At 45.3% G+C, this 15,345-nt stretch carries 10 protein-coding genes; 7 read left to right on the forward strand and 3 right to left on the reverse strand.

The features are described from left to right. Positions 1-25: 25 nt before the first annotated feature. The 7 genes from HX021_RS13190 (at position 26) to HX021_RS13220 (ending at position 7,128) form a co-directional block, all read left to right on the forward strand. Entirely contained in the window at positions 26-295 is a 270-nt protein-coding gene (locus HX021_RS13190) for a hypothetical protein (protein ID WP_286590860.1), read from the forward strand. Beyond that, complete coding sequence (locus HX021_RS13195) at positions 253-573, forward strand: hypothetical protein (protein ID WP_286590861.1); 321 nt, start codon at positions 253-255, stop codon at positions 571-573. The genes HX021_RS13190 and HX021_RS13195 overlap by 43 nt, the downstream gene beginning before the upstream one ends. 30 nt (positions 574-603) lie before the next feature. Further along, positions 604-1,287: a hypothetical protein gene (locus HX021_RS13200; RefSeq protein WP_286590862.1), complete on the forward strand. Its 684-nt coding sequence runs from the start codon at positions 604-606 to the stop codon at positions 1,285-1,287. Between the two features lie 45 nt (positions 1,288-1,332). Beyond that, positions 1,333-1,875, forward strand: a complete 543-nt coding sequence (locus tag HX021_RS13205; protein ID WP_286590863.1) for a hypothetical protein — start codon at positions 1,333-1,335, stop codon at positions 1,873-1,875. A 303-nt stretch (positions 1,876-2,178) separates the two neighbouring features. After that, positions 2,179-3,030, forward strand: a complete 852-nt coding sequence (locus HX021_RS13210) for an SDR family NAD(P)-dependent oxidoreductase (RefSeq protein ID WP_286590864.1) — start codon at positions 2,179-2,181, stop codon at positions 3,028-3,030. A 70-nt stretch (positions 3,031-3,100) separates the two neighbouring features. Further along, the gene (locus HX021_RS13215; RefSeq protein WP_286590865.1) at positions 3,101-4,015 is read left to right on the forward strand and encodes a helix-turn-helix domain-containing protein; all 915 of its coding nucleotides are present in this window, start codon (positions 3,101-3,103) and stop codon (positions 4,013-4,015) included. 515 nt (positions 4,016-4,530) lie between these two features. Next, positions 4,531-7,128: a family 78 glycoside hydrolase catalytic domain gene (locus HX021_RS13220; protein WP_286590867.1), complete on the forward strand. Its 2,598-nt coding sequence runs from the start codon at positions 4,531-4,533 to the stop codon at positions 7,126-7,128. A 139-nt stretch (positions 7,129-7,267) separates the two neighbouring features. Here the strand turns inward: HX021_RS13220 and HX021_RS13225 are convergent, their stop codons facing one another. The 3 genes from HX021_RS13225 to HX021_RS13235 form a co-directional block, all read right to left on the reverse strand. Beyond that, entirely contained in the window at positions 7,268-10,312 is a 3,045-nt protein-coding gene (locus HX021_RS13225; RefSeq protein WP_286590868.1) for a SusC/RagA family TonB-linked outer membrane protein, read from the reverse strand. A gap of 71 nt (positions 10,313-10,383) precedes the next feature. Then, positions 10,384-12,198 carry a RagB/SusD family nutrient uptake outer membrane protein gene (locus HX021_RS13230; protein WP_286590870.1) on the reverse strand — a complete coding sequence of 605 codons (1,815 nt, stop codon included), beginning with the start codon at positions 12,196-12,198 and terminating at the stop codon, positions 10,384-10,386. A gap of 16 nt (positions 12,199-12,214) precedes the next feature. Continuing rightward, a complete protein-coding gene (locus tag HX021_RS13235; protein WP_286590871.1) occupies positions 12,215-15,322 on the reverse strand; it encodes a SusC/RagA family TonB-linked outer membrane protein in 3,108 nt (1,035 codons plus the stop codon). Positions 15,323-15,345 lie beyond the last annotated feature (23 nt).

The raw sequence follows: 15,345 nt of genomic DNA on the forward strand, positions 1-15,345 counted from the left end.
TTTCCAAAAACAAAACATCAGGCATATGGCAGAATACGATTCACTCTATATCAGCATCCAGATCCCGCAAGATCGGCTACAGCAGTTTTTTCAAGCACCCCCGCAGTTGTGGAGCTTACGGCCGATTGGCAAACCTGGTGGGACAGCCGGGCCATGTACAGCAAGCCGGCTCTGGAACAAGTACCCAGGTACCCTTTCAGCAGTAACCGGGCAGTACTGGACAACCTCCTGGGCCAGCGCAACAGCGGGAGCATGGAGCAATATGATGCAGCCAATGGACGCTGGACTTTTCTAGCCCTATTTTTTAGCGAAAATTACACCGAGCTGCTGCCCCTCCTTGCCCTGCTGAAGAGCTTAGCCCCCTACCTGGATACCGGAGCGACAGGCAACGCCCTGGTTTACGACTACTACTGGGGTAGCGCCGAGGTGATGGCCTATCTGCGTTTTGCAGACCAGAAAGCCCTGCTCACGGATTGCATGCAGACCACAGTGATCGCACCTGAAGTCATCCAGGAAGCAGACACGGCGCTTCAGGATGCCCTCGACCTATTCAACAAAAAGTATACAGACTAATCCATCAATAAAGAACTAATCTCCCATCATATGTTTTTTACCATTGAAAAAATTGAACTGGCTGCCCTTCCGGCAGCAGAACTCCATAATCCCCAAACTCCGGGCAACGCGATGACCTTGGGGATCTTCCGTACCAAATCACGTATGGCATTCTATACTGTCTATTCCAAAAAGGCTTATGCCGAATACTGGGATCATGTGACTGGCAAAAAGATCGTCAAAAGGCGGTGGACCCCGGAGATGAAAAGCATGGCCGAACGGCAAGTCGCACAAGCCCCCAAAGCCCCCTTTATCTTTAAGCTCACGGTGGTGGGCTGGCTCTTTGTGCTGCTGGTGATCGGATTTTTTGCCTACCTGGCTTATGACTCGGTCAAACCAGCGCGGCCCAAATCGGAGTCCACCCTGGCCATGGAGAAGCCTCCCATAGCCGGCGACATCTATTTTGGGCATTATGAAGCGTACAGTAAGGCCGGGGACCGTATTGCCTCAGACATTGGCTTTGGCTGGTTCAAGGTCGTAAAAGTGGAAGGAAACACCTATTACATTGCCATGTCAACCACCATGAGCAAGAGCCACAAACCCAAGGAACAGCTCAATAGCAGCGATTTTGAGACCGAAGGCATTCCGGTGACCATCAGCGAACAGCAAGACTATATGATCACCTTTAAAGCGGTGGACGGCACAATGGACATCAGCGTCACGGACAAGAAATAACCAGGATAAACAAGAGCTGACAATACTATGCGTTCAAAAAAGATCATGAGCATCATCTTCATCTTCGTCGGGGCTGGAATCCTTGCCTTTGCCTTTATCCTCTATGCGACCATAAAGACAAAATCGACCAGCCTCGACAACAAGCCCCCCTTTCGGGCATTGATCGGCCAGACAGTAACACTACAGCGGGAGACTGTACTCTATGAAGACCACATCGGCCAACAGACCAATGCAGATTATCCCTATATCCTGCTGGACAACCTACATCCCCTTTGGCAGTATGCCCAGGATTGTCAGGCACAGCCCCAACCGGATCTACTTGCGATCACAAAATTTCCGGCTGGTACGACATTACATATCGAAAAGGCCATCCAATATACCAATGGAGTTTCAGGCACCTCCCACCCCAGCCTTTTTGGTTCCATTTCCAGCGGCGGAAAAGTATATAAGATCGGTTATCAGTGGGGCCAGATCAGTCTGGAGAAATACTTTGACAAAGTTGAGAAGTGCTGGCACTTTCATCAGGCCCCCTGGCAAAACCAGCAGGACACCGCGTTTTATGCCCTTCCCGAAGCCAAGGTCTGGTAATTTTAAACATATTATGATATTTAAAATTTAACCATTACCGATATCCTCAATTCGGTTGGCTATTTATCACATTGAGGCCGCGTTGTAATGGAAAAAATCGTTTTATTTTCTTTCCGACCAATAAATATTGCAGGTTAGGCTCAAATTTATACCCCAATTGAGCTGTATTTACCTATCGTAAATACAATTGTCGTAAAAAACATCAAACACACGATTTGGCTACGATATCCGTCAATCTGACTACATCCCTAAAACACCAAATCATCAACTTTGTAGCATCAATTTATTTTTAAACTAAAACACATGAAATCACAAAAAGTATGGTTTGTTACCGGTGCTTCCAAAGGACTGGGGTTAAGTTTGGTCAAGGAACTTTTAGCACAAGATTATCTTGTCGTAGCGACCTCGCGTACTAAACGGGCCTTAGAACAAGAAATCGGCGAAAATGAAAATTTTCTTCCCCTTGAAGTCGACATCACCAATGATACGGATATCGCCCGGGCAGTACTGTCAGCAATTGATTATTTCGGGCGGATCGACGTCCTGGTCAACAATGCGGGATATGGTCAGACAGGCAGTGTGGAAGAACTCAGTGACTCCGAAGCCCGACGCAATTTTGATGTAAATGTCTTTGGATCACTCAATGCTATCCGGCATATCGCACCGCATATGCGACGCCAGCAATCGGGACATATTTTTAACATTGCATCCATTGGTGGCCTTGCAGGAAATTATCCGGGTTTTGGAATCTACTGTTCCACAAAATTTGCTGTAGCCGGATTTACAGAAGCGCTCGCTGTTGAAATGCAGCCTTTTGGTATTCACACGACCCTGGTTTATCCTGGTTATTTTAGAACGGATTTTTTATCCGATGGATCAATCCAAACCGCAGCCAATCCCATCAAAGCTTATGTCACTGCAAGGGAAAATGAAGCAGCACACTTACATCAGATCCATGGAAATCAGACCAATGATCCGCAAAAAGCAGCTACTTTATTGATCGAGCTCAGCACGTTGACGCATCCGCCAGTACATTTCCTAATGGGTGAAGATGCCTTTGAGCTGGCCAAAAACAAGATCAACATGTTGACTGCCGAGATCGAAAAATGGAAAAGCTATACCGTATCCACAGGTTTTGAACAAACTGCAGAATAGCTTAAAGTTAACGCTCACAGCAAGGAAAAATCAGCACCATTAAAAAAGGAAAATAACTAAATTTACAATTATGGAGAATACATTTCGCTTTCATTCCCTTTCGGAGTTCCACAGTTTTTGCGGGCTGCCCCAACCAGCGCATCCCTTGATCAGTTTGGTTGATTATAGTCAAGTGCACTATCCCATTAATGACAGCAAATTAAGTTGGATACAGCATTTTTATTCGATCGGTTTAAAGCGAAATGTAAATGCCAGGTTCAATTATGGACAGCAACAATATGACTTTGATTCGGGTGTACTAACTTTTATATCACCATTACAATTCCTGAAAGTAGAGATTAATCAAGAGGCTCGTGCCCATCCCAGTGGCTGGATCCTCTTGATCCATCCCGATTTTTTGTGGAACAGCGAACTGGCGAAGCATATCCATACATACGATTTTTTCCAATATGAAGTCAACGAAGCACTTTTTCTTTCCGAAAAAGAAGAGGCCGTAATTGTTGATATTCTCCAGAATATCGAAAAGGAATATCAATCCAACATCGACAAGTTTAGCCGCGAACTGATTCTCAAACAGATCGAACGGCTGCTCATCTATGCAGAACGATATTACGAACGTCAATTTATCACACGAAAAAAGTCTACCCAAGAGCTGGTGACCCGTTTCGAAAATATACTATCGGCACATTTTAGCTACGACAGCCTGATCACAAAAGGGGTTCCAACCGTAAGCATGCTTGCCCAGCAGCTCAATCTTTCCCCCAACTATCTCGGTAGCCTACTGCGAATCTATACGCAGCAAAATACCCAGCAGCATATACAACACAAAATGATTGAATATGCCAAATTAAGATTGAGCACGAGTTCTCTATCGATCAGCGAAATAGCATACGAGTTGGGATTTGAACACCCGCAGTCATTCAGTAAGGTCTTTAAGAAAAACACGCAACAGAGCCCGGTAGAATTTAGGCAGGCCTTTCAGTAAGTAACGCCTACCAAACGTCCAGTTCATCCATATCCACCAGTTTGCCCGCATGATCTTGAAAAGTCAATGTCGTGCAAATTTCTCCAATCCCTGGATTGTTGAGTCCGATAGTCTAAAAAAACTTTACTTTCCCCAAGCCTTCATATGAATTCCGACAAGTGGAATCAATTTGATTTTTCCATTGTTTACCTAGTTGAGCGTTCAAAACATATCTTTTTTTAATAATACCCAATAACTTAGTCCCCTTATAAAGACTAGCTAAAACTTGATGGACAACAATTTAAAATCAAACTTTTCAGCAAAAATTAACCTTACCGATCCAGCACTTTGTTTTATTTCAGCATAATAATGAATACATACATCTACCAAACCAAAAATCAAAAACACATATAAAACACTAATTAACAATAACATAAACTAACAATAAGTGTTAAAAAGTTTACCAACACATTTACACTACTGAAAAACACCCGTTTTACTAACTACCTTTATGAAAACCAAATACTAGACCTCAAATGACCAATTCGTTTGCCCTGTTATCGTTATGCCTACTTAGTGTATTGACTGCTGTTGGTTACGGCAAATCCAAACATATCAAGTTATACGATCTACGATGTGAGAACCTGATCAATCCAACTGCATTGGATAATACCAGTCCCCACTTCAGTTGGAAAATAAGGTCTCCCGGTAGAGAAATGAGACAGCAGTTTTACGAAATTCAAGTTGCATCCGATAGCATAACTTTACTTGAAAATCATCAAGCAGATTTCTGGCAATCAAATAAGATAGCCTCCGACGCATCAATCATGGTGCCCTATGCGGGCAAGCCCCTTTCATCTCGATCCCTTTGCTACTGGCGAGTAAGGGTATGGAGCAACCAAGGCGAGCAATCCGACTGGAGTGATATCCAAAGGTTTGGCGTCGGTCTTCTGAAAGATCAGCCTATGCAAGGTGAATATATTGGGTTGAAAGGTGTGCACAGTCCTTTGCTCCGGAAAAAATTTCATCTGGATGCCGTGGCACTTTCGTTTTTACATATCAATTCACTCGGATACTATGAAGTATATATCAATGGGAAAAAGGTGGGCTCAGATGTACTTTCTCCTGCCGTATCCCATTTGAACAATCGTTCATTGATCAATACCTATGACATCAGTAGCTATCTTCGTGAGGGTGAAAACAGTATAGTACTTTGGCTAGGCACAGGCTGGTACAAGAAAACCACAGGTTTCAGCATTGCTTTCGACGGCGCGTTGGTCCGGGCTCAGCTTGACATTCGCAATACCGATCACTGGCAAACAAAGCTTGTCTCCGACTCCTCCTGGGAGGGTTCAGTAACCGGGTATGCCGATACAGGGCTCTGGCAGGCACTGCAATTTGGAGGCGAGCGTGTCCAGGCAAGCCTAAATCCCACTGATATGGCTACTGTTGCCTTAGACCATCGCTCTTGGTCGACAGTATCCACGCTAGCACTTCCCGATATACAGGCCAGCCCACAAATGACCGAACCCAATCGCATTCAGGCGACCTACCGGCCCACATCAATCAACCAGCTCAGTGACAGCACCTGGCTGATTGATATGGGAAAAACACTCAACGGGTGGTTCGAACTGGAGATGAGAGGTCTAAAGAAAGACCAGGTGGTTGTGTTCGATTATAGCGATGCCTTGGATACTGTCGGCAATTTTATGCCGCAGGGCCAATGCGATAGCTACATTGCACGGGGAGTTCAACGCGAAACTTTTCGCAATAGGTTCAATCATCATGCTTTCCAGTACATCAAAATTTCCAACCTCGGACATCGTCCCAAAAAGAAGGACGTTAAGGCCCATTTAATCCACACGGATTTTCAGCAGACCTCTTCTTTTATCTGTTCGGATCCGGATCTCAATGCCATTCATGCGATGGTCCAATACACCATGCGTTGTCTTTCTTTCAGTGGATATATGGTCGACTGTCCTCATTTGGAACGGGCCGGATATGGTGGTGATGGAAATTCATCCACCAATACCTTACAAACTATGTTTGCAAGTTCGCCGCTATTTATCAACTGGCTACAGGCCTGGTCGGATAGCATGCGCGAAGGAGGCAGCCTCCCACATGTCGCGCCCAATCCTGGTGCTGGTGGCGGCGGGCCTTATTGGTGTAGTTTTTTCATTATGGCATCCTGGCGTACTTATATCAACTACCAAGATCCGCGGCTGATCCAACGCCACTATTCCGCCATGAAACAATGGCTTTCCTATGTAGAGCGTTATAGTAAGGATGGGCTCCTTACACGCTGGCCGGACACTAAGTACCGCGATTGGTTTTTAGGAGACTGGCTTGCCCCTGCTGGTGTAGATGCAGGAGCTACCCGCTCGGTCGACCTAGTCAACAATTGTGTCGTGAGCGAATGCTTGGCTACCATGGAGAAAATAGCCACGGTCCTTCAGCTCCCACAAGAAGCACAAGACTTTGCCAAACGAAAAGAAAAATTGGACGCCTTGATACATCGGATATTTTTTAATGAAGATACAAACCAATATGCCACAGGTTCTCAACTCGATATGAGCTATCCTATGCTGCTCGGAATCACACCTAAAGCTTCCTATGCAACGGTAAAACAACAGCTCTTAAGAGAAAGTGCCGAAAAATACAACAACCATATTGCCGTGGGGCTCGTTGGCGTTCCAGTTCTAACGCAATGGGCTACAGACAACAATGCTGTTGACTTTATGTATACTATGCTCAAGCAGCGGGATTATCCGGGCTACCTCTTTATGCTTGATCATGGTGCTTCCACCACCTGGGAATATTGGAGCGGAGAGCGTAGCCGTATCCATAATTGTTATAATGGTATCGGAACATGGTTTTACCAGGCGATCGGTGGAATCCGTGTTGATGAAAACCAGCCGGGCTATAAACATATCCTCATCACTCCACAGATTCCCAAAGGTCTTACCTGGGCAAAAACAGCAATTGAGACTCCTTATGGTGAGGTTAAAGTAGATTGGTCCATCAAAAAGTATAAATTAAAGCTCGATATTACCCTTCCAATCGGAAGTACTGCTACGGTAAAAGCGCCGGCAGGATTCGAGATGAAGGATGTTACAATCAATTACCACCACTAATCCAACTATCGAAAGGTTATAAGCGGGTAATCCGGATCCGCCAAATCGCCTCAAAATAATAAGCGGGGCGAAATAGTTTTGGCCCCGCTTATTATTTTTTAAACCTGCAAGCGTATTATTTAAACCTGATCACTTACTGTTAAAGCCCGATCTGTATGCCCAAATTGACGACACGTTGATTCTGATAGGCATCTCCCGCACTGTTAGAGGTCACCTCAGGATCCTGCTGATATAAGGAATAATTCGTCCAAGTCAGTAGATTATATCCGCTCAGGTATAAGCGCGCATTGTTCATCTTAAATGGCAGCCATTTATTGGGCAACTGATAGCCCAGTTCAACAGTCTTCAAACGTAAATAGGTGGCATCAATAAGCCAGAAATCAGACATATAGGTTGATGGGCTATTAATCGTTGTCGGATTAGTCGTTAAGCGTGGAAATTTAGCTGTAGCGGCTGTTTCCACGGTCCAGCGTTCTTGATGGATCGGTTGAAACTGACTCTGAAAAGGCTCAATACCACTTCCCTGAACACTGAAACTATATCCGGTAGTTCCCTGTAGCAGCACATTGAAGCTAAAACCTTTGTAACTTCCGCCCAAGGTAAGTCCAAAACTGGTATTCGGAATATTGGGTTTACCGATCACCGTCCGATCATAGTCATCAATTATACCATCGTTATTGAGATCCTTGTACCGCAGATCACCAGGCTGCGCCTCATATCCTCCTGATGGTTTTGGACTTGTACCGATATTTGCTTCGGTATAAAAACCATCGTACAGATAGCCCAATGGTTGATTGATCTGCTGTCCTGTCAGCCGCAACCAAGGGTAAGCTGGTGCTGGTTCATCCTGAAACAAGATCTTATTTTTGAAATACGTCAATACCCCTTTGATATTGTAATTAAACGCGCCGATATTGTTGTTTACGTTCAGTTCCAATTCCACTCCCCTATTCCGTACCTTCGCAATATTTGACGGTGAGACCCCCACACCGATATGCTGGAAAAGCGACTGTGAAGTAACGAGCTGATCGTACCGCAGATTATTGAAATAGTCAAAGGTCATGGAAAACTTGTTTTTCCAAAGATTGACATCAAGCCCCACATCAAATGACTTCTGTTTTTCCCAAGTGACATTGTTATTTCCTAGATTTCCTTCCGTGATAATCAGTGAAGGCTGATGGGTTTCACCAAACGAATAATTGCCGCCTTCATTGTATACTTGTTGGTACAAATAACGATCACCGGTCACCTTGTCAGAGCCAACGATTCCATAGGAAGCCCGCAATTTAAAGAGCTCCACAAAGCTAAACGCGTCTTTGAAAAACGATTCCTTAGCTAGATTATAACCGGCTGACACCGCCGGAAAAAGGCCATAACGCTGTGCCGCTTGAAAACGGTCCGACCCATTGTATGCCACCGTCGCATCCAACAAGAACCTCTCTTTAAAGTTGTATCCTGCCCGAAAGGTATAGCCCTCAAAATTCTGTGGAATCCAGTTGATTTTCTTATCCCCCTTTGTTTTATAGGATTCCCTATTATACAGTAAGAGCGCTGTCACCGCATGATCCCCAAAAGTTCGCGCATAGTTGAAGTTGGCCTGCACATTCACCCGACTGTTGTAATCCCCCTGATACGCCCGCAGGGTATAATTACCTAGTACATAAGGTGCCCCACCTTTCAGCTGATAGCTGCCCGAGCTTGGGTCATAGCGATAGACAGGAATTTCATCACGAGCCTGCTCACGGCCGTTTGACTCGACGCTGGCATAGGCTACACGAGTCGAAAAAGAAAGTCCTTTTAACCAAGCGTTGAGTTCCTGCGTCCCGCCAAATAAAATATTGATATCGTTGCGTCGATCCAAGCTATAACCAGCTGCTGCCAGGCGTGCATTGATGGTCGGAAGCAACTCCTGCGTATCGCTGGCATAGGTAAATGAACCATTTGGATTGATAAAAGGTGCTGACCAAGGTCTTATCTTATTAAAATTGAACACCTCACCAACGATATTTCCCGCTCTGGGCGAATTAATGCGATTGAAGTTTGCCCGGAAATCCAAACGCAATTTGAGTGTCTTTGTCGCCTGTACATCCAGATTTGACCGCAAGTTGAAACGACGGTAATAATAGTTATTATTGACCTTGTCGCCCTCATTTTCAAAATTGTAAAGGTTTCCATTTTGGGAGAAAGCCCCACCCGACACAAAATATTTAATACTTTCACCACCGCCAGTGATATCAATATTTGTATTGTACTGTTGGCTCGATGGCTTAAAGATCCGATCATACCAATTGATATCAGGGTGACCATAAGGATCATCCCCCGAACGAAAATGTGCCAAGTCTGCTTCACTAAAAGGCTGATTGGAATTGTCTCCCACCGTATTTGCTATCGCTTCATTCCATAAGAGTGCACTTTCATAGGCATTCAAAAACTTCAATTTTGTGACCGGGCTCTGCATACCTGATTCGACACGCGCATTGATCTTTGGTCGTCCCGATTCACCCCGCCGCGTTTTGACAACCAAAACACCATTGGCACCCTTGATACCAAAGACTGCTGTCGTGGAGGCATCCTTTAGGATCGAAATGCTTTCAATTTCGTTGACATTGATCTGCGACAACTGTTCATAGGTATATTCAATATCATCGACAATGATCAGCGGCTGGTTTCCTTCTGGATTCAATGAACTGACACCGCGGATATAAAAATCTGAAGCATCCTTACCAGGTTGTCCGGAGCGTTGTACCGACACAAATCCCGGCAATCTTCCAGCCAATGCATTCTGTACGCTCGATGTTGGCACCTGACGGATATCTGCTCCCTTTATTGAACTGACTGCACCCGTGCTGGTCAGCTTTTTCGTCGTACCAAACCCCACAACCACCACCTCATCAATATCCTGGCTGCTGGATTGCATAATCACTTCGATATTTTCACCCTGCTTCACGTCTCGTTGCTGGGTATTATATCCTACACTTGTAAACACTAAGACCTTAGTACCTCGTAAGGCCAATTTAAACCGTCCATTTTGATCTGTTTGTGTGGCTCCCCCTCCTTTCTCCTGCACCGATACACCCACCAAGGGACCCGAACTATTTTTGACAATACCATTCACCATGGATTGCGCCAATAGTATAAATGGCGTCAAAACCATTATTGTTAACAGATATATGCTCTTTTTCATCCGTTTATATTTTATTTTTTCATGATTAAAGCTATTCGCGCAGCCTTCTTTGGCTTACGTAAATAAGCCAATTACCAGCCGGGGTTCTGTACCATTTTTGGATTTTTGATCACTTCCGAAAATGGAATGGGAGCCAAATACATCTTCGTATCAAATGTCATTTTCAGAATAGGAAGTGACTGCCTGATCGCCCCGGTTCCCGTTTGATAAATGACTGTGGCGTGTAGCTCCTTATTAAACTCCTCTTCGGCTATTTTCCACCTTCGCACATCGTAAAAGCGATGCTCCTCAAAGGCCAGTTCCTTTCTCCGTTCGAGGTAGATCAGCTCCCGCATTTCTGCTTTGGTTAATGCCTCGGGAAGTTGATAGGGACTCAGTCCTGCCCGTTGTCGTATTTGTTCAACAGCACGATAGACATTGACATCAGGTCTGTCCAGACGTTCATTTCGTGCTTCCGCATAATTCAGCAATATTTCAGCATAACGGAACAGGATAAAGTCATGGTTTACATTACTATAGTTTGCCAGCGATTCAAAATTCCCCATAAACTTGCGGAGGTAATAGCCCGTTTTTGTCTGTTGCTTGGATCCACCTGGTTTATCGGATCCCCCCTCAAAGGTTTGTACAGGCCGATTTAACCAAGGGGCACCATTATAAAAAACAGTTGCGTAAAAGCGGCTGTCGCGCCCTACATAAGGATCGTTTGGATCATAACCTGAATTTTCGTCCGTAATTTTCAGACCGTTGCTCATCCCAAAGGCGTCTACAAGTTCCTGGGTAGGACTAGTTCGACCATTGTTCACTCCATTGGCATAACCCACGGGACCATTGTTATTTTCAAAACTGGTATTATTGCCACCTTGTTTCGCAAAGATCCGTTCATTGTTGCGTGTGATAAAGACATCTTTAAACTGCGGTTCAAGCTTAAACAGGTTTAGATCCATCAAGTCTTTGGCCGCGTTCTCGGCCAACTGCCATCGTGCAGCGGAAAATGCCGTATACCCTGTGTGATCATTCTGCCCATCTATATTTCCACCGTTGAACAATGGGCTGGCAGCATACAGGAGCACACGGGATTTTAGCGCCATGGCTGCCGCCTTCGTAGGCCTTCCATAAAAAGCCAGATTAAATGGATCAGTACGTAAGCTATCTTTTATTGCATCACATTCCTTCACAATATAGTTGACGCATTCTTCGAAGCTCGCACGTGGTAGCTCAATATCATCGTTCAGCTGGTATACCTTATCGCCCATCAGGGGTACCCCGCCATACCGCTTGACCAATTCAAAATAAAATAAGGCACGCATAAATTTTGCTTCGGCTTTCCATACACGCGGCATAGGCGTACCATTCTCCAGTTTCCCTTTAACCGGTACCCGATCAATATTTTGAATAAAAATGCTGGTCTTTCGAATCCCCTGATACCAAGATGCCCACAGGTTGTCCTGATAATTATCCGAAGTATAAGAACCTGTTGCCAACTGCTGTACCGATGTGTTGATCGGATTGGAGGAAACCGCATCATCCGTAGCTGCGTCGAGAAAATCTCCACCGACCCGATTCCCTAGGCCGGGCAGATAACGGTAGCAATCGGTCAGAAAACGGTTGGCATTCACGCCGGCCGAATCCCGTCGGTCAAACACTTGGTCCAGTGTCTGCAACTCGATAGGCTCTTCCTCCAGGTCGCTTTTACAGGAGAAGATCCCAAGTGTGACTCCAACCAGGAACATCCATTTAAGCCGATTATATTTTATACGAATGAGCTGTGCTTTAAAAGGCATCTGCAAGCCTCGGCCCATGTCAGACGCGGATTTAATTTCAGACGCTCTGCAAGATACCTCACGCTCCTCAGCATGTATGTGGTTTGAATAGGAATATTTCATCATTGTCGATTTCTAAGGTTTATAATTTCACGTTTACACCAAAGCTTATGATCCGCTGTGCTGGATAAGCTGTACCTGATGATATTTCAGGATCCAAACGGCCATAGGGGGTAAAAGTGAACAGGTTTTGCGCGTTTGCAAAAATGCGTACCGCGGAAAGCTTCGCCCGCTTTGTCCAATTGGAGGGCAATGTATAGCCGACATCCAGGTTCCTTACCCGAAGATATTCCCCCGAACGGGTCCAGTAGCTCGAAATATTTTGTGTATTGGTCGGATCGGGTCCCAGCGTCAACCGTGGATAAGTTGCCGCAGTACCGGTCTCCGGTGTCCAGCGTCCCAGCATATAATCAAAACCTTGTCCATCGCCTGTATCTCCAAAGGAATAATCGGTCTGTTGGTAACTACGGTTCAATACCCCCTGAAGCAATACACTGAAATCAAACCCTGCAATATTGAATCCCAGGGTAGTGCCAAAATATACGAGAGGTTTTGTATTGCCAATGGCCGTTTGATCGTATTGATTAATGATACCATCTCCGTTCAAATCCACCAGTTTGACATCACCGGGATACACCTTATTTCCCGATAGTAATGGTGCATGATCGGCTTCTTCCTGCGTCTGGATAAGGCCATCGGCCCGGTAACCAAATGTCTGGCCCACGGGCATTCCCGTACGCCGGTTCCAATCGTATTGCTGAAAGACCTCGTTCATATATAGCACTTGGGTCTTCATACGCGAGGCATTAGCGGTAATGAAATAGTTAAACTCACCAAAATTATTTTGGTATGTTAAACTGATTTCCTGTCCTTCATAACGGTTTTTACCAATATTTTCATTCGGATATCCAATACCGATCAGATCAATGGTCGACCCGCGCTGCTGTAGTAGGTCAAAATAAGTATCTCTAAAATAATCGGCTGTCAGTTTCAGTGTTGAATGCCAGAATGCGGCATCCAAACCGATGTTAAATTTATTTCCCTTTTCCCAGGTTCCTTCAATGTTGGCAAGCCCTTTTTCGATCAAGCTATTGGTGTAAGCATATTCTGAGCCGAAGTCATAGCCGTTCGCTCCGTCCTGTCCATAAGAAGCTCGCCAGCTGTAATAACCTAGGGCGGCTTCGTTGGTATTTCCCGTCCGCCCAAATGTAGCGCGCCATTTCAGCTGAGAAAGCCAATCCCTTTGTTCCCTCAGGAAGTCTTCCTGCAGCATATCCCAGCCCAAGCCAAAAGCATAAAACAGGCCATATTGGTTTCCGGGCATAAAACGATTGAATCCTGAGTAGTTTAAGGCTACTTCAGCAAAATATTTATCCTGATAGGCATAGTTCGCTGTCGCCGCAAAGTTGGTATAAATGGCAGGTAAGTCAAACTGATAATTGGCCGTTTGCCTGTCCATAAACAGTTTGGCTCCGACACGGTGTTTCTCACTCACCTGCTTATCATACCCCAGCGCTCCCTGGAAATAGAAAAAATTTGCTGTAGACGTGGTCGCAAATGAATTAGGCTGATCCGCTATCGTTCCATAACGAACATACACAAGATCTTTCTGCTCGTTATAGCTTAAGTCATACACCGGCTGTTGGCGATTCCGGTCGATAAGACTCGACGAAGTTGATGAAACATTTAACTTACCCTTTGCATACAGTCCGGGAACAAATTTGTCAAGCTTGTAATTAAAATCCAGATTAGCCAGCAGGTCCCTCGTATTATCCAAAAGATAACCCGATCCCGTCGCAAGCTGGTACAAGTTGCTCCGATAGACCGAGGAGCCACCATAAGATTGGTCTGGATTAAAAATTGGATACGCGTTGTTCGGTGTATTATACAAGGTCGATAAGATCGTTCCTGTTTTTGCCCCCGGCTGTCTGCCATCCTGTATCTTTCCAAAAAACTGCAGTCCAATCGTTAAGTCATCAGTTACATCCACATCAATGGCACTATTGATGAGATAACGTTTATTCTGTACGTTGGTCTCATAGTCAAACTTATCATCCGATTTAAATAAACCATATTGGTTCAGGTAACTTAGCGAAAGGGCATAACGTGCATTTTTGATTCCACCCTTCACACCAAGGTTATATTTGGTGGTCGGGTTATTGTCCCTTACGACGGCATCGTACCAGTTGACATCCGGGAAGAACAAGGAATTGGTTCCATCCCTAAAGGCCTTAAAATCGTCCGAACTATACACAGGTTGCCGCCCTGCATTGAGCAGTGCTTCGTTGTAGAGATAGGCATACTGATAAGCGTTCAAGGGCTGCGGCATTTTCAACGATTGCTGGATTCCTGTTTGTGCTGTAAAGCTGATCCTTGGTGGTCCTGCCTGTCCTTTTTTCGTCGTTACCTGCAATATCCCTCTGGAACTCCGTTGTCCCAATAAAATGCTGGACAGTGCATCTTTGACTACGGTCACCGATTCGATGTTTTCGGGATCTATGGAATAGATATCCCGCTGTACACCGTCGATCATAGTCACCGGACTTTGTCCCCTTAGGTTAAAGCCAATTTCGGTATTGTCACCGATGCTGGAACGATATTTCACGGCATCCGAGGGAAGAGATCCCGCCAGATCATTTGAGGTGATAGCGGTCATGCTCGGTGATCGAAACCCGCTGACTTCCTGCGTAAACAGCCCCGGCATCCGGCCTGTGAGCGCATTCAAATACAAGGGTGTAGGCACATCTTTGATCTGACTGTTGTAGACTACCGAAACGGCTCCCAGGAGCTCCGAACTTTTCTTTTTGTCATAGCCAATATGCAAGGAGTCTGCGCGCTGGAGTACGGCCGGCACCAGCGACACCGATTTTTCAGAACCTCCTTTTATCTTCTTTCTATAATATCCCGGATATTCCACCCACAGGGCTTCATGTATCGCATTGTCTCTCAAAGAGCCCCCCCCATTTTCATCAGTCACACCGACAAGCTGCAGCTTGACATCATATATTTTGGCTCCTGAAATTGGCTTACCATATTCATCCACAATTTTCGGAAATTTCCCTATCGTCCGCTCCTCATTCCCTGAGGCTGTTTCACGGAGCCGTGGATACCAGCTGGCCTGTGCGGTCTGTTTATCGGCAATCACCAACAGTACACCGACAACACTTAATTTTATATAATGGTTAAACATTTGTCATTCGTTTATTAGGTTAG

The organism is Sphingobacterium sp. N143, assembly GCF_030325625.1.
Taxonomy (GTDB): domain Bacteria; phylum Bacteroidota; class Bacteroidia; order Sphingobacteriales; family Sphingobacteriaceae; genus Sphingobacterium.

Coding starts and splice junctions, on each gene's coding strand:
- HX021_RS13190 (WP_286590860.1), top strand. CDS start 26: ATGGCAGAATACGATTCACTCTATATCAGCATCCAGATCCCGCAAGAT.
- HX021_RS13195 (WP_286590861.1), top strand. CDS start 253: ATGGAGCAATATGATGCAGCCAATGGACGCTGGACTTTTCTAGCCCTA.
- HX021_RS13200 (WP_286590862.1), top strand. CDS start 604: ATGTTTTTTACCATTGAAAAAATTGAACTGGCTGCCCTTCCGGCAGCA.
- HX021_RS13205 (WP_286590863.1), top strand. CDS start 1,333: ATGAGCATCATCTTCATCTTCGTCGGGGCTGGAATCCTTGCCTTTGCC.
- HX021_RS13210 (WP_286590864.1), top strand. CDS start 2,179: ATGAAATCACAAAAAGTATGGTTTGTTACCGGTGCTTCCAAAGGACTG.
- HX021_RS13215 (WP_286590865.1), top strand. CDS start 3,101: ATGGAGAATACATTTCGCTTTCATTCCCTTTCGGAGTTCCACAGTTTT.
- HX021_RS13220 (WP_286590867.1), top strand. CDS start 4,531: ATGACCAATTCGTTTGCCCTGTTATCGTTATGCCTACTTAGTGTATTG.
- HX021_RS13225 (WP_286590868.1), bottom strand. CDS start 10,312: ATGAAAAAGAGCATATATCTGTTAACAATAATGGTTTTGACGCCATTT.
- HX021_RS13230 (WP_286590870.1), bottom strand. CDS start 12,198: ATGATGAAATATTCCTATTCAAACCACATACATGCTGAGGAGCGTGAG.
- HX021_RS13235 (WP_286590871.1), bottom strand. CDS start 15,322: ATGTTTAACCATTATATAAAATTAAGTGTTGTCGGTGTACTGTTGGTG.